Below are 20,321 nucleotides of genomic sequence, written 5' to 3' on the forward strand. Positions count from 1 at the left end.
CCTCGTCAAACCAGGGCGCCGCGCAATTTCGCGGACGCGTCACGATCGAGTTTCTCGCCCTTGAACGCAACCTTGTGAAACTGCTGCGCGTACTCGCGCGTGATCTTTCCGTTTGCAAGATCAGCCTCGATCAGATCGAGCGAACGCTTCGTCGGGTCGCCGTAGCCACCGCCGCCGGCCTGTTCGTGACGGATCGTCGCGCCGCGATGGAGCGTCATCGTAAATTTGCTCGGCAGCGGTTCCGTCTTTCCTTCCGTTCGAAGGAAGTTCTTCGACGTGGCGCCCGTGCTCCCGCCAAAGAGGCCATAGGGCGCGTGGTCGCTGCGATCGGAGCGGATCTGGGCGACGACTTCTTCGGCCAGAATCCGGTATTCCCGGACGAGGCCGAGTCCGCCGCGATACTCGCCTGCGCCGCCCGAATCGTCGGCGAAACCGTACGCTTCCATGACGATCGGATAGCGGGCTTCCAGCGTTTCGATCGGCATGTTCGACATGTTCTGAGACGGATTCGTCACGCCTTCGATACCGTCCTTGTTGAAGCGTCCGCCCCAGGCGCCGTTGATCATGTCCACCAGGATGAACGGCTCGCTGGCCTGCTTGTCGTATCCGCTGAGCGCGATGACGGTGTTTCCGCCTTCACCGGCGGCCATGACCTTGGTCGGTGCGATTTGCGACAGCGCGCCGAACACGCAGTCGACTACGCGGTAGCCGGTCAGCGCCCGGGCGGCGACGGGCGCGGGCAGTCGCGGATTCAGAATCGACCCTTCGGGTGCCGTGATATCGATGCATCGATAGACGCCGGCATTGTTCGGCACATCCGCTTCGAGTGCGCAGCGGATAGCGAGATAGGTCGCCGATTTCACGAAAGACAGCGTCGAGTTGATAGCGCCTCGCACCTGCGGCGACGAACCTGCAAAGTCCACCGACACGCTCGATCCTTTCACGGTGATCGCGCACTTGATCGGGATCGCGTCTTGGGTAAAGCCGTCGTTGTCGATGTAGTCCGTGAATTCGTAGACACCGTCCGGCCACGCCGTGATCGCCTGCCGGGTCAGACGTTCGCCGTAGTCCAGCAATTCGTCGAAATACTGGCGGAGGTCGTCTTCGCCGTAACGCTGGATCATCTTCACGATTTCGCGCTCGCCGATGTTGCACGTGGCCAGCTGCGCGTCCAGGTCGCCCATCACCAGGTCGGGCAGACGAACATTCTTCTTGATGATGCTGACCAGCGTCTCGTTCACTTCGCCCCGCGTATACAGCTTCGTGGGCGGAATGCGCAGCCCTTCCTGGAAGATTTCGGTGGAGTCGGCAGCGTTGGAACCCGGAACGCGACCGCCCACGTCGCAATGGTGCGCGATGACGACGGAGAAGCCTTGAAGCCTGTCTTCAAAGAAGATCGGCTTGAACATGAAAATGTCCGGAAGGTGCATGCCGCCTTCGTACGGATCATTGAAAATGATCACGTCGCCGGGCTGGACATTGTGCGCAAACTTCTTGATGACCACATCGACGGCGTCCGGCACCGCGCCGAGGTGCAGCGCGACCGTCTTGGCCTGCGCGAGAATCCGGCCGGCTGCATCGCACATCGTCACGGAATAGTCGAGGACGTCGCGGATGATCGGTGACCGTGCGGTACGCATCACGGCAAATGCCATGTCGTCGACGATCGTATCCAGTGCATTCTTGACGACAGCAAAAGTGATGGGGTCGACCTTACGTTGTGTCATGTTCTACTCCTTTGAGATTCAGTCGAGCGATGCGATTACACTGCCCACCGTGTCGGTGCCGACGCGCCAGCCAGGCGGAATGACGATCGTCGTATCCGAGCTTTCGAGAATGACCGGGCCGACGATTTCCTTGTCCAGCAGGGCGCGCGGGACGATCGGCGTATCCACCCATCCGGATTCGCGGTTGAAATAGACGCGGCGGCTGGCGCGCGTGTGCTCCGAGGTTGAGTTTGCTGTGCTCCGGATGTCGCGGAAATCAAGCGTTTTGGTCGCGATTCCGCGGGCGAGGAGCCGCACATTCGCGCATTCGATCGCATCGTTCGACGCATATCCGTACATTGCCGTGTAGGCGTCGCGGAAGCCTTTGCGCAGTTGTTCCCGCGCGGTTTCGTCGAGTGTTCCCGGGATTGGCACCGGGATTTCATAATCCTGGCCGCGGAAGCGCATATCCAGTTCGAACACGTATTGAATGCGATCGGCGGTATAGCCTTCGTCCGCGAGCGCCTTGGCGGCGTCTACCCGCATCTCCGAGATGCACAGTGCCAGCGCATCCAGATCGAGCGTATCGAGAAGGTGAAGGGACGGGCGCAGGAAGTAGCGCTCCACGGCGCCTGCGAGCATGCCCATCGCAGTGAACACACCTGGCGCAGCGGGGAACACGACGCGCTTCATCTCGAGGGTGCGGGCGAGGTCACAGGCGTGAACGGGACCCGAGCCGCCGAAGGCCATCAGCGTGAAATCGCGCGGGTCTACACCACGCTCCACCGTAACTGCCTTGATGGTGCGCGCCATGTTCACGTTGACGACTTCCCGGATGCCGACGGCTGCTTCCTCGATCGAGATGCCGAGCGGCTTGGCGAGGATCCGGTCGACGGCATCGCGAGCAGCGGCGAGGTTGAGTTCCATCGTTCCCCCGGCGAGCTTTTGCGGCAGGAACCCAAGGATGGCGTTGGCGTCGGTCACGGTCGGGCGTTCGCCGCCGATGCCGTAGCAGACAGGGCCCGGATAGGCACCGGCCGAAATCGGACCCACATTCAGGAGACCGCCCGCATCGATCCAGGCGATCGAGCCCGCACCGCTGCCAACCTCGGCGACGTCGATCGTGGGAACGCGCATCATGTAACCGCCGGCCTTGATGAAGCGGCTCGGTGTCGAGATGCCTGCGCGAAACTCATATTCGTTGGTCCGCGCGAGCTGGCCATCATGGATGAGCGACGCCGACGCGGTCGTGCCACCCATGTCGAATACGACGAGATCGGTATCGTGACGTGCTTCGCCGAGGCGTCCGGCCCCGACCACACCGGCGGACCGGCCGGACGAGATAAAGAACACGGGCGTATCCTGCGCGACGCGTGCGCTGGACAGGCCACCGTTCGAATTGCTCACCAGCAGTGGTGCGCTTACGCCGATACGCTCGAGGCCGCTCTCGAGGCGCTGAAGATAGGTGCGCAGCGCAGGCAGAACATAGGCATTGACGACTGTCGTCGACGTGCGCTCGTACTCGCGAAGTTCGGGCAGCACCGAGATCGATGCCGTGACGCTGATCTCGGGAAAGTGCGCCTGGAATGCGGCGAGGGCAGCCGCCTCGTTTTCCCGATTCTTGTACGAGTTGATGAAGCAGATCGCGACGGACTCGACCCCTTCGTTTCTGAAGAACTCACCGGCTTTCAGCACTTCATCGACAGGCGTCGGACGATGCACTTCCCCGGACGCCAGCGTGCGCTCGTCGACCTCGAGTCGGTAGCGGCGCTCCACCAGCGGAACAGGTTTGTCCCACGTCAAATCGAACATCGTGGGTGTGCGAACGCGCCCGATCTCGAGAACGTCGCGAAACCCCTTCGTGGTAATCAGGCCGCACTTCGCGCCGACCTTCTGAAGCATGGTGTTCGAGCCGACCGTGGTGCCGTGGAGGACTTCCGTGACGTCGTCCGTCTTGAGGCCGGCCTGCTTCAGGATGCGTTCGACACCCGTCAGAACAGCCTCTTCGGGAGCCGCGGGGGTCGATGAAACCTTCGTGAAGGTAACCCGACCTTTGTCGTCGAGAAGTACGAGGTCGGTAAAAGTTCCGCCAATGTCTACGCCGATGCGTGCGCTTGCCATAGTTTCGTCCGTCCAGTAATTGCTCAGAATGCGTGCGTTGAATAATTCGCTCGGGAGTCCGAAATGTAAAAGTGAATGCCGGTACGAGCGTCTTGGGTTGCGGTGTGCGGTTATTGCGTCGCTTTCTCTGTCTCGCCCTTGTCGATGCCGTCGATGGACGTGAACGCATCGCGGGTCTTCGGGTCGGCTCGGTCGTAAAGTGCCTCGCGCTCGTAATGCCAGGCTGGCCGGGTGTAAGTCACAGCCGTTCCGTGGACGGATAGCAAACCGGCCACAAGGCGTTTCCAGCATCTACGTACCATCGTGGTCCTCCCGCTGAAGTCCTTGGTGGCGAATCGACGGCAAGGAGCGGCGAATCTCCACAGGTTCCGACCCCTCTGGATCACGCTGTTCACATCCGGTGCTGCGATTGCCTCGGTGTGACGCAGAACCACGCGCTTCGCCCCGCCTTGTCGCCAGAGGTGCGCGCTTGCCTGAGCATTCATCCGGCTGCCGGCACAAAGTGCAGCGGTAGTCGAACCCAGCATCCAATTAAGAACCGCCACGACCGACCTCCACCCGTCACACAACACTGTGGATGCATTGTCGACTAAATGCCGACAATGTCAAGCTGCCAAAAATTGAAATATGAGATGGGCCAGCCGAAAACCACCGTGCTTAAAGGGTCTCAGAGGATCGGTAGTGGTTAACCATGCCGGCAGACGACGTGCGTTTCGGCCGGGATTCCTTGACATCCAGTGCCCGGAATCCGATCATTGTCGACACATGATCGACTGTGATTATGCAAAGTGTCCAGGCGAGAAGTCGGCCTGTTGGTCCGGATGGTTGTGCAGGTACGCATCCCGACTTGCCACGTGTCGACGCTCTCAGCCACTTACTGAGGTTCATACATGAGCACCCATTCGAATCTGGTTGTTGTGACTGGCGGGGCAAGCGGTATCGGCGAGGCCACGGCCCGCCGCTTCGCGGAGGCAGGCTCAAGGGTCGTCATTGGCGACCGTAATGCGGAGCGGGGGCAACAGGTTGCCAACGAATTGCGTGAGGCCGGACGCGACGTCGTGTTTTATCCGGTGGATCTTGCGAGCGATAAATCGATCGACGAGTTCGCGGGTGCGGTTCTCAGGACTCACGGTGTGCCCGACGCATTGGTGAATTCGGGCGGCGTTCTTCAGAACGCGGTACGTCTGCTCGAAATGGATATGGCCGAGTTTGATCGTCTGATGAACATCAATGTCCGAGGCACCCTCCTGGCTTCGCGTGCATTCGGCGAATCCATGTGCGAAAACGGAAAGGGGGTGATCATCAATCTGTGTTCCTTGACGACGTTCAGGCCTTCTGCCCAAATTGGCTACGCGGTCGGGAAAGCGGGCCTCAAGATGCTTACGGAAGTCATGGCTGCGGAGTGGGGGCCCAAGGGAATCCGGATCAACGCGGTGGCTCCGGGTTATACGCTGACTCCCGCGATGCAGGCCCGGATCGAGTCAGGGGAACGTGATCCCGACGCTGTCATCCAGAAGTCGGCCCTCGGGCGCTTCGTCAGTCCCGCAGAGGTCGCTGCCGCTATCTTCTTTCTATGTTCCGAAGAGGCGTCCGCGATTACCGGGGTCACCCTTCCGGTCGATTGCGGCTGGCTTGTCACAACTGCTTATTCGGCATATGCGTCGCAGCCCTGACACGATGGTTGGGAATCCTCGGGAGGAAATCTGCTGGAACCCGGCCATTGCGACCTGTCGTGAGTCGACCGTTTTTCGTTGATATGCGAGTGCGATGGCAGCTGTCTCGTGTTCGCATGGATTGATCGACTCCCCCAGGAACCGACTCGTCGTTGCCGGCAGCGTCGGTGGGCGAAGAGCCCACGGAGAGCGTCGCCACCCGTGCGAAACTGAACGCGCAGGGGTGGGGCCGGCTTCCCCGGCTTCCGTAAGGGCCGGATGGCGGATGTGCTACGATGGTCTGTTCGAGCTGGTGAGGGACCTCGCTCGGGTGCCCTTCCGGGGTGCCGAACACCTCGGCTCGTGCATGCAACGTCACTGCGTCCGGAGCTGAATTTCAGGAAACGTAACATGGCCAGGTCACCAGTCGAAAATCACACGGGCAAAGAAACAGGCGCTGTCCGGGTTTATACAACCCTGCGGAACGAGATTCTTACGATGAAGCTTGCGCCAGGCATACCTTTGGACGAGGTGGGTTTGGCGGAACGTTTCGAGATGTCGCGCTCACCCGTTCGGGAGGCGTTGGTCCGCCTTTCGGCAGACGGTCTGGTAACGATTCTTGCCAATCGTAGTACCGTTGTGACTCCGATGGATTTCGCCCGGATTCCTGAATATCTCGATGCGCTCGATCTGTTGCAACGCGTAACGACGCGTCTTGCCGCGCTGCATCGTACAGCGGCTGATCTCGCCAAAATTCGGGAAGCGCAAAAAGGTTACGAAAAAGGAATCGCCGCGAGCATCAAGTTGGGTGACAGCCTCCCGATGATCGAATCCAATTACGAGTTCCACATGACGATCGCGCGGGCGGGGCGAAATATCTACTTCGCCGATCTCTACCGGCGTTTACTCGACGAAGGACGGCGGATGCTGCACCTTCACTTCGAATTCAAGGCCCTGGACCCGGATATCAGCGTCAAGGAAATGGCGAGCGACCATACCGACATGGTCGAAGCGATTGAACGGGGTGACGCCGACAAAGCGGAAGAGAGTGCACATCGGCACGCGGTGCAATTCAAGGGACGATTCATGCAATTCATGGACCGTAACCTTACTGCGAGTGTGCCTCTTACCTACAATACGGCCTCTCGCGAGAAGTCGACGACGACTGCGGAGTGACCTGTCTTCAACGCCAGCGTTCGCTAGCGCGGCGGCGACTCCGGTCGCAACTTGAGTCAGTTGCCAGGCAAAAGGCAACGCAAAGCCGCCTCTCTGCGGGCGACTCGGCAGACAGCGCGACGGCTGTTCGTATCGTGCGATCCGGATGCGTCACATACCGCTGTGACGCATCCGGATTTACTGTGCGGTCAAGTGTGCCGGCTTCGGCTCAGTCAGCGTTCCTCCTACCGACCACATCGAACGGTCGACCTCTGTAATCACGAGTTGCACATCCGATAACGCGCATTTCGCAATGCGCGCGGTTTCGCGCGTCAAGACGTCAGCGAGTTCGGACTTTTGCGCGTGTGTTCTGCCGGTAAGCATTTCAAGGCGAATGATTGGCATGTAGCCTCCTATGTGTCAATTGCGGTTTTGCTGCGGGGCAGCCGTAAGCGACTACATCTCCATGCGGGTTGAGGCGCGTGCTTTCGTGCCACTCCGCGCTCACGTCTCAGCTTGTCGGGCCGGCCTTTGCGCCTGTCGCGCGCAAGCAAAAGGGGCGCCTTCCGAGCCCGAATCACGGTCCTTCATCTGCCGATTCTTGGTCGACGTAATGTCGACGTATCATTGCATCGGGCCCAAAAGGAGTCAAGCAACGGGCTCTGGTCTAGGTGCATTTCCGAATCGGGTTTCCCCTAGCTATGACGCCAGAGGCTTGCCCAGAAAGGGCGGGTGGACACACGGAGAGGCGAACATTTTTTTTCCGGTTGACTATGTCGTCATTTGGTCGACAATGTGTATGTGGACGGACGCTGCACTGGATATGGCGTCAGTCGCCCAATACGGGGCTCGAGGCACGGGTTGCTCCCGTCCCAGTCCTGTGCTTGGGTGGCCAGTGGAAGCGGACGGCACGGTGGGGTCGTCGTCAAGTAGCGCAAAGCGTTCGTGAAAGACTTTGGCTCTCGCCCGTCAACCGGGATGAAGCGAAGACGGTCGCAAGATCGTCGACCAGGAATCGGAAGCAGCTTCGAGGAGGGGCAGGCGGCGGAGATAAGGATTGCGTCGGGTAAATGGATCTGCGTTGTCTTCGTATTGTAATAAGTAAAACTAAGTAACTGCGTTACCGATCAACGTAAGGGACGTGGAGATTCATTGTCGTCCCGATGCGAGTGCGACGTTGAACGAAAATTTGGAATAGCGGCGTGATGTGCCGTTTGTTTGAGTCCGGTGGGGACTGCTTTCATTTGAGGGGTTCAAAATGGTTCGGATGTCCAGATTGTTGCGTCACGCTTTCGTGTGCGGCGCGGTGTTCACTTCGCTGTTCGCGAGCGTGCCTTCACACGCGCAAGACAGTTCCACCTGGCAGAGCGTGAGGAAAGCCGGCGTGCTTCGCTGCGGTGCCGCGACCTCGCCGCCATATGTCATGCGCGATCCGAAGACGGGCCAGTACAGCGGGATGTTCTCTGACATTTGTCGGGAATTCGGGGAAAAGGTCCTGAAGGTGAAGGTCGAATTCGTGGACACCACGTGGGACAACATCGTCGCCGGTCTCCAGTCCGACAAGTGGGATATGTCGTTGTCGCTCAACGACACGCCGGAACGTGAAAAGGCCATCTCCTTTTCCAAGGCTGCGATCGACTACAGCGTTACCCTTACATACAACAAGAACAATCCGAAACTTCCGAAGACCATTCAAGCCATCTCCGATATCGACAAACCTGGCGTCATCGTGACGGTCATGTCTGGTACCGCGCAGGACAAGGCCATTTCCGGCGTGCTGAAGCAGGCGCAAATCATGCGGCTGCCGGGCTTTGACGAGACGAGACTCGCAATCATGTCGAAGCGCGCCGACATGTTGGCTGACGACATCATGACGAACCGACTTCTGACCGAAGCTCATCCGGACTGGGCGGTTGTCTTCAAACCGAATCCGCCGCTCGCCCAACAGGGTATCTGTTTCGGTGTTCGGAAGGACACGCCTGCGGCCGATATCGCCGTTCTGAACAAGTTCATCGACGAAAAAATCAAGTCGGGAGACAGGGACCGCTTGCTCGCGGCGTCGATCAAGGAAACGCTCGCGCAAGGCAAGTGAATATCGTGAGTTGGCGGCGTGGCGAGAGATTGCCATGCCGCATTACGCGGCATATCTGAAGGTCTCGGGTCCGAGTCGTCAGGCGAGGTTCGAACCTCGAGTGCCCGATGAGCGTTTCGATAGAGGAAGTTTCCATGTTGTCATCCCATGTGAAAGTCGTGCAAACATCCGCTCCCGCAATCGAAGAAGTCAACAGTGCGAATCGAGGTGGTTTCGTTCATCTTCGGGACGTATGCAAGTCCTACGGTGAGCACCTCGTCGTGATGGACAAGATGAACCTGGACATGCGTGCCGACGACCGGCTCGTGATCATCGGCCCGAGCGGCAGCGGCAAGAGCTCGCTGCTGCGCGTGATGATGGGGCTCGAGGGGATCCAGGGCGGCGAGATCGCGTTCCAGGGCAAGCCGTACATCCATGGTGCCGACTCGGGCCGAAAGAAGCGTATCGACACGAAGCTGCAAAAGCAGATCGGCATGGTGTTTCAGCACTACACGCTGTTTCCGCACCTGTCGGTCCTTGGCAACCTGATACTCGCGCCGGTAAAGGCCGGAGGCATGTCGAAATCGGAGGCGACGGAGCGTGCCCGCATGTATCTCGCGCGTCTCGGCCTCGAAAGCAAGCTGCATGCGTACCCGAGCCAACTGTCCGGCGGACAGAAGCAGCGCGTCGCGATCGCTCGTGCACTGATGCTCGAGCCGAAGCTGATGCTGTTCGATGAAGTGACGTCGGCACTCGATCCGGAGATGGTCATAGAAGTGCAGAACGTGATGCTGAAACTCGCCGAGCAGAAGATGGCGATGATCATCGTCACCCATGACATGCACTTTGCGCGCGATATCGCGACACGCGTCGTGTTCTGCGCGGGCGGCAAGATCGTCGAACAAGGGGCGCCCGCCGAGATGTTCAAGCGCCCGAAGGAATTGCGCACCCGCGAATTCCTCGAGAAAGTCCTGCATCTCGATTGAGGCCGAGGCGATGAACTACCACTTCGATTTCAATTTCCTGGCCGGCAGCGTCGGCAAGCTGCTCGAAGGCTTGAGGGTGACGCTCGAGCTCGCGATCGCGGCGAACATGATGGGCATCGTGCTCGGCTTCCTGCTGTGTCTCGTCGTGATGAGCCGCTGGCCGATCGTGCGGTGGCCGGCTCAACTCTTCATCGAATTCTTCCGCTGCACGCCTGCACTGCTGCAGATTGTCTGGTTCTTCTACTGCATCCCGATGATGGTCGACGTCTTTATCGACCCTGTTGCGATGGGCGTGCTTGCGCTCGGGCTCAACCTGACCGCGTTCAATGCCGAAGCGTATCGCGCCGGTGTGCAGGCGGTGCCGAAAGAGCATCTCGATGCCTGCGTCGCTCTAGGACTGAAGCCGTGGCAACGCACGTTCTACGTGGTGCTTCCGCAGGCGCTGCGCAGCGCGATGCCGGTCTTGATGACCAACGGCATCGGTACGCTGCAGCAAAGCGCGCTCGTCGCGATCGTCGCAGTTGCAGACCTGATGTACGTCGCCAAGAGTCTTGCGACCGAGGCTTATCGGCCGCTGGAAACGTACTCGGTCGTTGCGCTGATCTATTTCGCGCTGTCGTTGCCGATCGCCCGGCTGGTTCACGTCATCGAGCGTCGTCAGGATGCCGCGATGCAGCGCTGAGGAGCAAAACATGTCTCTCGATTTCTCGATTGTGCTGCCGTACTGGCAGGTGCTATTGAAAGGCCTTGGGCTGACGCTCGCATTCACGAGTACGTGTGCTGTTGTCGGCAGTCTCTGCGGATTCACCCTCAGTCTTCTTCGCATGTCGCCATCGCGCTGGCTCAAGAGGCTGACGTCGCTCTACGTGGAATTCTTCCGCGGCACGCCGCTGCTTATCCAGCTGTTCTGGGTGTTCTTCTGCTTTCCGGTCGTGTTCCGGTTGCCGATTCCGCCGATTCTGTCGGTACTGATTTCGCTGACGCTCTACATGGCGGCCATCACCAGCGAGACTTTCCGCGGCGCACTGAAATCGATCTCGTCCGAGCAGCACGACGCGTGCATCGCGCTGAGCCTCACGCCGCACGCAAAGATTCTTTATGTGATTTTCCCCCAGGCCTTGCTGCGAGCGATACCTCCGTTGCTGTCGAACATCGTGAGCCTGTTCAAGGAGAGTGCGCTCATTTCGTCGGTAGGCGTCGCGGACCTGATGTTCGTCGGGCAGAACATCTCCAACAGCACGGCGCATCCGGTCGAATTCCTGACGACGGTTGCACTCGTTTATTTCGCCGTCGCTTTTCCGCTCACGCGACTCGTTGGCGTGGTGGAGTCGCGGCTGCTCAGGCGCTTTGCCTATTAACCCAACCCTCTCACTGTCACGAACGAGGCGTCGGAAATGACAAAACACGTATTCAAATGCATCGAAGGCCATACGGAAGGCATGCCGGTCCGTATGGTGATCGACGGGGCGCCCGCGTTGACGGGCGCGACCATGGGCGATCGCAGACTGTTCTTCATCGAGCACCATGACTGGGTGCGTCGTGCGCTGACGCTCGAGCCGCGCGGCCATGCGAACATGTCCGGGACCATCCTGTATCCGCCGATCAGCGACAACGCCGACATGAGCCTGTTGTTCATCGAAACGTCGGGCTGTCTGCCGATGTGCGGGCACGCGTCGATCGGCTCGGTTTCGTTTGCGATCGAGTCGGGTCTTGTCGTGCCGAAGCAGCCTGGCACGGTCGTCGTCGACGTGCCTGCCGGGCAGTTGACCGCTCGCTACGAATGGGACGGTGAACGTGTCACGTCGGTGAGATTCACGAACGTGCCGAGTTTTCTTCTGCACCGCGACGTCGAAATCGAGCATCCGTATTTCGGCAAGTTGGTCGTCGATATCGCGTATGGCGGAAACTTCTATCCGATCGTCGAGGTACAGCCGAACTATCCGGGCTGCGAGCATTTCACGCCGGAGCAACTGCTCGAATGGGGCCGCGCGATGCAAAGGCGCGTGAACGAAACGCTCGACGTCGTCCACCCCGATCACCCGCAGATTCGGGGCGTCAAGCATTGCATGTGGACAGGGAAACCGCTGGCGGCGGATTCCGACGCACGTGCGGTGGTCATCGCCGGCGGCAGTATCGTCGATCGCTCGCCGTGCGGCACCGGCACCTCCGCGCGGGTCGCGCAGCGATTCGCGAGAGGGTTGCTTGCCGAAGGGCAGACATTCAAGCACGAGAGCATCATCGGCAGCCATTTCATCGGGCGTGTCGAAGCGGCAACCCGTTTGCAGAGCGGGCTGGATGCGGTCTACCCGAGTATCGAAGGGCGTGCGTGGATCACGGGCCGCGGCGAGCACTACGTGGACGACGCGCAACCTTATGCGCACGGTTTCGACCTGCTGGAGCTCGTCAATTGAACGCGATTGTCCAGACTTCCATCCCGGATGCGCAGTCTGCCGAGAAGGTGTCCGCCGTCGTGATCGGCGGCGGCATCGTCGGGACGTGCTGCGCGCTGTATCTGCAGCGCAACGGTTATTCGGTCTCGCTTGTCGACCCTGCCGACATCGGGGATAGCACGGTGAAGTGGAGTTGCGGCCAGCTATCGGTCGGGGAGATCATTCCGCTATCCAAACCCGGCATCCTGATGAAGGTTCCCGGATGGCTGATGGATCAGACCGGGCCGCTCGCACTGCGCCCGAGCGCGTTGCCGAAAATCCTGCCGTGGTTTCTGCGATTCATGTCATGCGCCACTCACGCACGTATCAGCGAGATCGCGCATGCGATGGCTTCGCTGACGCAGGAGGTGTTTGCAGATTACGCGCCTTTGCTCGACGCGTGCGGCGACAAGGCGCTGCTCGTGCAACGACCGATCATGGAGGTCTTTGACAGCGCCGCGGGGATCGAGCGCGAGCGGGCCCACAACGAGATTCGACAGTCGCTCGGTTTCACGTCCGAGGTGCTCGGTGCATCCGATATCGCCGATCTCGAGCCGGCGCTGGCCGGGCGATTTTCGCATGGGCTGCTCCTGCCGCAGTGGCGCTTCGTCAACGATACTGAAGGGTTCATCTCTGCGCTGACCGACAGCTTCCTGTCACAAGGCGGGCGACGTATTCGCTTTGGTGCTGACCGTATTGACGAATCGTCCGGACGAGCAACCGGGGTCACGCTCTCGAACGGCGAACGGATTGCTGCATCACACGTGGTCGTAGCAGCCGGGGTTGGGGCGCGTCGGTTCTTTACCCAATTGGGCGTCAATGTGCCGCTGGAAGGTGTGGCCGGTTATCAAACACTTCTGGCCGATCCTGGGGTTGAGTTCAGGCATTCGGTGATTTATGCGGACGGCGGGTTCTGCTTCACGCCGATGACGCGAGGTCTTCAGATCGGAGGGACGATCGAGTTCGCAGGTCGCAATGCTCCGCCCAACTTCGAGCGGGCTGAGATCATCCTGAACAAGGCAAAGCGGATCTTGCCCGAACTGCGTACTGACAAACGGGAATTCGGTGTTGGCTATCGTCCTTTCCTGCCCGACACGAAACCGATTATTGACCGCTCCCGGCGGCTGCCGAACGTATTGCTGGCGATCGGCCACGGACAGCTTGGCCTGACGCTTGGCGCGACGACAGGGAGGTTGATCGCAGATCTGGCCGCAGGTCGTCCATCGAAGCTGGACTTGACGCCGTTTAGTGCCTATCGCTTTTAGCTGCTGAGGCGTAGCCGGCGTGGACAGCGGGCCTGCGGGACCGGGGCCGGCTACTTTGCAAGATGCCTTTCTGCTTCAGGCTTCGTGGCGTCGAGGCCGCGGACAAATTAACCGAAGTGAGTGAATCATGCGCTGGAAGAAGAGTTTGCAGGTGGTCGGTGTGCATTGCGAAGGTGAGATCGGCAAGGTCATCACCGGCGGCGTTGTCGACATCCCGGGCAAGACGATGCTGGACAAGATGAACTACATCAACGAAGTGGACGACAGTTTGCGGCGCTTCGTCGTACTCGAACCGCGCGGCTGCCTTCAGATGTCCGTCAATCTGCTCCTGCCTCCCACGCGTCCGGAAGCTGACGCGGGCTTCATTGTCCTGCAGTCGGACAAGGCACACCCCATGTCTGGCAGCAATTCGATTTGCGTGGTGACAGCGCTGCTTGAACTGGGCATGGTTCCCATGCAGGAGCCGGAAACGACCGTGGTCCTGGATACGCCAGCGGGCCTCGTTACCGCGCGGGCAACGTGCCGGGACGGTCGTTGCGTTGGGGTGTCGCTTGACATGGTTCCGGCATTTGTCGAAATGCTGGATGTGCCGGTGACGACCGACGCGTTCGGCGAGATCAAGGTGGACATCGCCTTTGGTGGTGTCTATTACGCGTTGGTCGACGTGGACCAACTGGGAATTGAAATCGCACCTCGGAACGCGCGCCGGCTTGCTGATCTTGGTGTGAGCTTGAGAAGCGTGATCAATGCGCAGGTCGATGTCCAGCATCCCCTTTATCCGCAGATCAACCAGATCGCCTACGTGATGTTCCGCAATCGAGTGGATGAGGCGACATATCAAACCTGCACGACATTGCCGCCCGGACGTGTCGACCGATCACCGTGCGGTACGGGTAGCTCGGCGAATCTGGCGACGCTTGCAGCGCGAGGGACGGTTGATGTCGGCATCCCGCTGACATCGCGCTCAACGATTGGTAGCGAATTCAGAGTGGAGCTTCTGGGGCGCACGGAAGTCGGAGGCAGGCCTGCTGTCCTTCCGCGGGTGACTGGGCGGGCGTGGATTTACAGTGTCGAGCAACTGGGCGTCGACCCGGATGATCCCCTTGCCGAGGGGTTCATGCTCAGCGATACATGGGGCGAGGGATTCCCGAACCCCTGAAAAGGGCAGATTCACCTTGACTCGTCGCCCGGATGGCCTGCTGCCGTTCGCCAGTCCCGGGCGACGAACTTCCGCAAGATGTGCGGTCCTCTTTTACATTGAGTTCATATGATTACCGGAAAAACCGGTGTTTTCTTCATGGTCGCGGATCCTATCGATCAAGTTAGAACACCTGAGATCTTCAATAAAGTGCTTCCGCTTTGCGGGATGGATGCCGTCATGGTCCCTCTTCACGTGAAGCCCGAGAACCTGGTGGATACGGTTCGTTCGCTTTTTCGGTCGACTACGACGCGCGGCATGGTGCTGTCCATTCCCCACAAGACTGCAGCGGCACAGCTGGTTGACCGCTGTTCAAAGGGAGCGGCGACTGCCAATGCGGTAAATGCGATCCGCCGAAACGAGCAGGGCGAGCTCGAGGGTGATCTGTTTGACGGGCTTGGTTTCGTCAAGTCGATGGATCGATATTCCCTGAAGTATCGCGGCAAAGCTGTCTTGCTGATCGGTGCGGGCGGCGCGGCCTCCGCGATCGCGACAGCGCTGGCAGAAGCAGGCGTTTCAAGGATCGCTGTCTTCGACCCGGAGACACGAAAAGCACAAGAACTCGCGTTTTCCGTCGAACAGCGGTATGGCGTGAACACGTCGGTTCAAAATGACAACGATCCGGCGGGCTTCGATCTCGTGATCAACGCGTCCCCGTTGGGCCTCAAGCCGACCGACCCGCTGCCCGTGCCGCCCGATCGATTGGACTCGGGGGCGCAGGTTTGCGACATCCTCATGAAGAATCAGCCGACTCCGCTTCTTCAGGCGGCGATGTCGCGAGGCAATACAGTCCTGCCGGGCTTCGACATGCTGATACTGCAGACTCCGTTGTTCCTGGAATACTTTGGCGTTCCGGAGGCCGCTGACTTGCTGCGGCAGGATGACTCTTTCGCGCGTGATCTTCTGTTTCCTCGAGAGCTGCGCGGGATGGTCAAACTCCAGGATTGAGGCGGTCGGCGGCACTTCCGGGAGTATTGGGTTGCTGCCCGACAACGATTTGGAGAATCCGGCGATCGCCTTTTTTTGTGAGGTAGTCGACGGAAAGTGGAAGCCTCAATCGACAGACGTTGGTGACAAGGTCGAACGTGTCTATTGATGGCGGGCGGGAATCACCAAGCGTCACCCCCGATAACGTATCGAGCAGGCAAAGCAAAAGCGCGCCGTGGGTGATTTAATAAGTAGTATTAATTAAGTAACAGGGTTGAGGGGAACAAATGAAAAGTCCGTGCGTTAAAGCAATGATCGTGGCAGTCGGTGTTTTCGCATCGCATGCTCATGCGGACAACTCCGTGACGCTCTACGGGATTGTCGATACCGGTTTCATGTACATCCATAACAGTGGCGGGAAATCGACGCAGTTCATGATGGCCAGCGGAACCGAGTCCGGTTCACGCTGGGGGTTGAAGGGGAGCGAGGACCTCGGCGGCGGGCTGAAGACAATATTCCAGATCGAGAATGGCTTCAACTCCACCTCGGGCAACCTTGGTCAAGGTGGCCGCATGTTCGGACGGCAAGCGTATGTCGGGCTGTCCGATGCGAGCACCTGGGGCACTGTCACGCTGGGCCGACAGTACGATCCGCTGATCGACCTCGTGCAGCCGGTGCAGGGCGACAACTACCTCGGTGGATTCTTCTCGTCGCCGGGTGATATCGATAACGCCGACAATAGCGTTCGTATCAACAACGCGGTCAAGTGGTCGAGTCCGAGCTGGTCGGGTCTGCAGCTCTCCGCAATGTACTCGTTTGGCGGTGTAGCCGGGACGATCGGCTCCGGGCAGACGTACAGCGGTGCTGCGGCATATACGAACGGGCCGCTGGCGGTAGCGGCGGGCTTCCTGCACGTCGACAATGGCAACGGCTCCGTCGCACAACGGGCCAAGACCTCGGCCGATTCCCTGTTCAACAGCAGCGTCAATGCCGCGTACGCTTCTGCGCGTTCGGTCAACATTGCGCGTGCGGGCGGGCGCTACGCGCTTGGCAATTTTACGCTGGGCGGCTATTACAGCTATTCGCAATACAACCCGGATGCGGCATCGGCGTTTAACCGGTCCGAGAAATATCACAACGGGTCGGTGTATGCGGTGTGGCAAGTGAGCCCGGCGCTGCTGACCGAAATCGGCTACAACTACCTGCGGTCGCTGGGTGATTCGTCGGCCAAATACCATCAGTTCAGCATCGGCGCAGACTACAATCTGAGCAAGCGCACGGACGTCTATGCCGTGGCATCGTACGGCCACGCCACGGGCCAGAATGGCGCGGGTCCTGCACAAGCGGTGATCGGTTCGATTGACGTCGATGCGGGGAAAAGTTCGCAGGCGATCGCGACGGTCGGCTTGCGCCACCGGTTCTAAAGGCGTTCTCCAAGCAGGTTTGAACGGCTCCCGAACGATAGTTTGCGGAGCCGCTTTTTCTTGTTGAAGGACACTTCTTGTCGAGGTCGACGCGAAGTGTTCCGGTGGCGAATCACTTTACCCAGGCATCGCTATACGACTCATTTCGCCGCAGCTGCGACGCACAGGAGACAGGTCGCGAGATCGCTGAAGTAAACAGTGACAGGGGATCGAGATGTCAGGTCGGACGTTTTTTCAGGTTGTGGTTCTGGCAACGTGTATCGGCATGATGGCCAGCGCTCGCGCGGACGACGTGAAGGTCGTCAAGATCGGCTTCGCGGCGCCGCTTACCGGATTCTCCGCCTCGTACGGGAAAGACGAAGAAAATGGGGCTCGGCTGGCGTTCGATGAAGCCAATCAGGCCGGTCTCGTTATCGGTGGGCAAAAGATACGATTCGACGTGGACTTCCAGGATGACGCCGGGGATCCGAAGACGGCCGTCCTGGTGGCACAGCGATTCGTCGACGAAGGCGTCAGCGCCGTCGTCGGTCATCACAATTCGGGTTGTTCGATCGCAGCATCGGCGCTTTATTCGCGCGCGGGCATTCCGCAGATTTCGCCGGCATCCAGCTCACCGGTCTACACAGCGCAGGGGTTCAAGACGACGTTTCGAACCATGAACAACGATGACCAGATGGCCGTCCTTGCCGCAAATTACTCAGTAAAGGACCTGAGGGCGAAACGAATCGCTGTTATTGATGACAGCACGGATTACGGGACGAACCTTGCAACCGAGTATTCGAAGGGGGTCCGTATGGCTGGCGGCGAGGTGGTCACAAGACAATACACGACTTCCAAAGCGATCGATTTTCGGGCAATCCTGACGACGATCAAGAGTGCTTCGCCGGACCTGATCTTCTACGTTGGACAGGACGTGCAGGCGGCGGGGCTCGCCAGGCAAATCCGGCAACTGAAAATTGCCGCGAAGTTCATGGGCGAGGGTGGATTCACAAATGAAAACTTCCTGAAGCTTGCCGGCAGTGGCGCAACAGGAATGTACAGTTGGGAGTACGGCTTGCCTCTTTCGAGAATGCCGCGAGGCGCGGACCTCGACAAGAAGATGAAGGCGCGATACGGCGTCGGTATCGTTCAGTTCGCGCCTCAGGCTTACGATGCTTCGTGGGCCGTTATCAATGCGATGAAGAAAGCGGATTCGACAGACCCGAAGAAGTATATCGAGGTGCTGCGCGACATATCTTTTGACGGTGTGAGCGGCAAGATAGCCTTCGAAAGGAATGGCGATCTACAGGCTGCGTATGCCACGCTCTTCCAGGAAAAGAACGGAAAATGGACGGTTCTCGGGGTCGCGCAGGCGTCGAAATAGGCGCAAGCGCATGACTGACCCTGCCTCGGTATCGCGTACAGCATCTCATACAGCGATGCGTAGGACTTCGTGGTCGACTGGCGTGAGGTAGTTTTCCACCGGCGCATTGTCCCAGGCGTTGGCGCGTCGTTTCGGGCGGGGCGCGCGGCCGGACTGGCTGAGATTCGCGCGCGCATGGCAGAGCTCGAGGACACCCTCCCGGGCCGGATTTGCACTACCAGGCGGAACGACGAGGGTCAGAAGCCGCTTCTTATCGTATGCAGGAAGTCACCGGCGGATTGGTGCGTGTTGACTGCGTTGATGATGTCGGTGAGAAACCACGGCAGGATCAATTGCGTATCGGGATCGCTGACGCCAACGCTGAGCACGGGTGGTTTTGATGTGGCGGCCGCGAGCGTCGCACAGTGACTGGCTCGCGGGGCGCATGGATGCGTCTCGGGCGGGATCTGCCGGGCGGCTTGCTGGTTGGCCGGCACTGACGAGCAGCCGGCAGCAAGCACGACCAGGGCAACGGTAGCGTAAAGCGGCCTCATGCGATGAACTCCAGCTACGTTACTTCGACAGAGTGGCTGGTGGCGAGTTCGTTAATGCCTGATGTCGATCGGGGGAACGGGCAGACCGTTGTTCACCGCGACTTCCATCATTCTCCATGAGGGCACCGCGCTGAGCAGCGCGAGCGTCGCCTTTGCCAATGCCGGTCGGCCTGGCGTATGTTTGGCAGGCGTGGTATGCGCCGGAATGATGTGCAGCTTACTTGAGCGACCAGATTCCCCAGATAGCGATCAGCAAGCCAAGACCGAATCCGCAGCCCAGCAAGACGTATGTTTCCATTTCGTGCCTCTGAAATCGTGCCGGCGCTGATGCCGGCGTCAGTGTGCGAGTAGCCATGTCGGTACCGTGTCGCCCGAGCCGTTGCATGGTGTCCCATGCTGTGTGGCGGAGCGGCGCGCGGGTCGTCGGACATGGCGCGTGACGTTTGGTCCGCGAATACTACGCTCGGCAGCTTTCAGAACGCATGCGCGATTCCGCCCCGGCAGCGGTGTTTTTCGAAGCAGGGACTCGCGCACGGCAAGTTCGCGTTGTGGAAGGGCGAGGGGCCGCGCCTAACGCGGACTCGCGAACAACTGAACCACCACGCTGCGCAGCCAGCGATTTCCGGCTTCATGGTGATACCGCGCGTGCCAGTGCTGCCGAACGGCAAACCCCTCCACCGGAATCGGGCACGCATGAACCACGACATCGTTCGCCTGGGCAAGCGTCTCGCCGATATGGCGAGGCAGCGTCGTGATCAGGTCGGTGCTCTGGATGATCGCCCCCAACCCCAGGAACCCCGGTAGCTCCAGCACCACCTGGCGCTCGATGCGCTCCCGCATCAACGCCTGTTCGAGAAGTTGCGCGCCTGTGCCTGCCGTAATCGTCACGTGCCCTTCCGCTCGATATTGCTTTGCGCCGAGCCGGCCGCGGACCCTCGGATGGTGGCGATTGGCCAGGCACACCCAGTCCTGGTCGTACAGCTTCTGCTGGTAGATGCCACCGCCGAGCCACGGCACATAGCCGATCGCAAGGTCGGCCTCGCCGGACTCCAGCGCCCGTTCGGTGTTGCCGTCTATCCGCGCGGCTTCCAGCCGGACGCCCGGTGCCTGCGCGCGAACATGGGCCAGCAGCCGCGGGAGCAGCGTGATGTGGCTCGCGTCGGTCATGCAGATGCGAAACCGCCGTTGGGCCGTCGCGGGATCGAACGCGATCTCCCACGCAGCGAAGCGCCGCAACGACTCGAGGATTTCCCGGCACGGCCCGATGAGCGCGTCGGCCTGCGGGGTCGGTGCCATGCCGCCGGGCGTTCGAATGAACAACGGATCGTGAAGGTATTCCCGCAAGCGCCCGAGCCAGATGCTGATCGTCGGCTGACTCTGCCCCAGTTGCTCGGCCACACGCGTGACGCTGCGCGCGTCGTACAGCAGATCGAAGAGCTGAAGCAGCTTCAGGTCGGGCAGGTCGTCGGGAAGCATGGCGTTATTGTCTAT

Annotated in this window: 17 protein-coding genes; 12 read left to right on the plus strand and 5 right to left on the minus strand. The window is 59.9% G+C overall.

Annotated elements, in window-relative coordinates; translation table 11 throughout:
- Positions 1-5 precede the first annotated feature (5 nt).
- Positions 6-1,727 (minus strand): hydantoinase B/oxoprolinase family protein, encoded by a 1,722-nt coding sequence (locus tag ACV229_RS30470; protein ID WP_448086801.1) that lies wholly within the window; start codon positions 1,725-1,727, stop codon positions 6-8.
- 18 nt (positions 1,728-1,745) lie between these two features.
- Complete coding sequence (locus tag ACV229_RS30475) at positions 1,746-3,827, minus strand: hydantoinase/oxoprolinase family protein (protein WP_448086802.1); 2,082 nt, start codon at positions 3,825-3,827, stop codon at positions 1,746-1,748.
- An 890-nt stretch (positions 3,828-4,717) separates the two neighbouring features.
- Here ACV229_RS30475 and ACV229_RS30480 point away from each other — a divergent pair.
- Both ACV229_RS30480 and ACV229_RS30485 read left to right on the plus strand, forming a co-directional pair.
- Positions 4,718-5,500, plus strand: coding sequence for an SDR family NAD(P)-dependent oxidoreductase (locus ACV229_RS30480; protein WP_448086803.1), 783 nt, complete (start codon positions 4,718-4,720; stop codon positions 5,498-5,500).
- A gap of 390 nt (positions 5,501-5,890) precedes the next feature.
- The gene (locus tag ACV229_RS30485) at positions 5,891-6,655 is read left to right on the plus strand and encodes a GntR family transcriptional regulator (protein WP_448086804.1); all 765 of its coding nucleotides are present in this window, start codon (positions 5,891-5,893) and stop codon (positions 6,653-6,655) included.
- Positions 6,656-6,832: 177 nt separating this feature from the next.
- On the opposite strand, the gene ACV229_RS30490 is transcribed toward ACV229_RS30485, so the two are convergent.
- On the minus strand, positions 6,833-7,039 hold the full coding sequence (locus ACV229_RS30490) for a tautomerase family protein (protein ID WP_448086805.1): 207 nt from the start codon (positions 7,037-7,039) through the stop codon (positions 6,833-6,835).
- Positions 7,040-7,892: 853 nt separating this feature from the next.
- On the opposite strand from ACV229_RS30490, the gene ACV229_RS30495 reads away from it, so the two are divergent.
- From ACV229_RS30495 to ACV229_RS30540, 10 genes are all read left to right on the plus strand, one after another.
- A complete protein-coding gene (locus tag ACV229_RS30495; protein WP_448086806.1) occupies positions 7,893-8,726 on the plus strand; it encodes a substrate-binding periplasmic protein in 834 nt (277 codons plus the stop codon).
- A gap of 134 nt (positions 8,727-8,860) precedes the next feature.
- Complete coding sequence (locus ACV229_RS30500) at positions 8,861-9,691, plus strand: amino acid ABC transporter ATP-binding protein (protein ID WP_448086807.1); 831 nt, start codon at positions 8,861-8,863, stop codon at positions 9,689-9,691.
- Positions 9,692-9,701: 10 nt separating this feature from the next.
- Positions 9,702-10,373 carry an amino acid ABC transporter permease gene (locus tag ACV229_RS30505; protein WP_448086808.1) on the plus strand — a complete coding sequence of 224 codons (672 nt, stop codon included), beginning with the start codon at positions 9,702-9,704 and terminating at the stop codon, positions 10,371-10,373.
- A 10-nt stretch (positions 10,374-10,383) separates the two neighbouring features.
- Complete coding sequence (locus ACV229_RS30510) at positions 10,384-11,049, plus strand: amino acid ABC transporter permease (protein WP_448086809.1); 666 nt, start codon at positions 10,384-10,386, stop codon at positions 11,047-11,049.
- Positions 11,050-11,085: 36 nt separating this feature from the next.
- Positions 11,086-12,102: a 4-hydroxyproline epimerase gene (locus ACV229_RS30515; protein WP_448086810.1), complete on the plus strand. Its 1,017-nt coding sequence runs from the start codon at positions 11,086-11,088 to the stop codon at positions 12,100-12,102.
- Between the two features lie 5 nt (positions 12,103-12,107).
- A complete protein-coding gene (locus tag ACV229_RS30520; protein ID WP_448086859.1) occupies positions 12,108-13,385 on the plus strand; it encodes an NAD(P)/FAD-dependent oxidoreductase in 1,278 nt (425 codons plus the stop codon).
- Positions 13,386-13,512: 127 nt separating this feature from the next.
- Entirely contained in the window at positions 13,513-14,544 is a 1,032-nt protein-coding gene (locus ACV229_RS30525; protein ID WP_448086811.1) for a proline racemase family protein, read from the plus strand.
- Between the two features lie 108 nt (positions 14,545-14,652).
- Complete coding sequence (locus tag ACV229_RS30530) at positions 14,653-15,531, plus strand: shikimate dehydrogenase family protein (RefSeq protein ID WP_448086812.1); 879 nt, start codon at positions 14,653-14,655, stop codon at positions 15,529-15,531.
- 266 nt (positions 15,532-15,797) lie between these two features.
- Positions 15,798-16,934: a porin gene (locus ACV229_RS30535; RefSeq protein ID WP_448086813.1), complete on the plus strand. Its 1,137-nt coding sequence runs from the start codon at positions 15,798-15,800 to the stop codon at positions 16,932-16,934.
- 265 nt (positions 16,935-17,199) lie between these two features.
- Positions 17,200-18,297, plus strand: coding sequence for a branched-chain amino acid ABC transporter substrate-binding protein (locus ACV229_RS30540; protein WP_448086814.1), 1,098 nt, complete (start codon positions 17,200-17,202; stop codon positions 18,295-18,297).
- 236 nt (positions 18,298-18,533) lie between these two features.
- On the opposite strand, the gene ACV229_RS30545 is transcribed toward ACV229_RS30540, so the two are convergent.
- Both ACV229_RS30545 and ACV229_RS30550 read right to left on the minus strand, forming a co-directional pair.
- Complete coding sequence (locus ACV229_RS30545) at positions 18,534-18,830, minus strand: hypothetical protein (RefSeq protein WP_448086815.1); 297 nt, start codon at positions 18,828-18,830, stop codon at positions 18,534-18,536.
- A 570-nt stretch (positions 18,831-19,400) separates the two neighbouring features.
- A complete protein-coding gene (locus ACV229_RS30550; protein ID WP_448086860.1) occupies positions 19,401-20,321 on the minus strand; it encodes a LysR family transcriptional regulator in 921 nt (306 codons plus the stop codon).

The sequence above is a fragment of the Burkholderia sp. MR1-5-21 genome, from assembly GCF_053427715.1.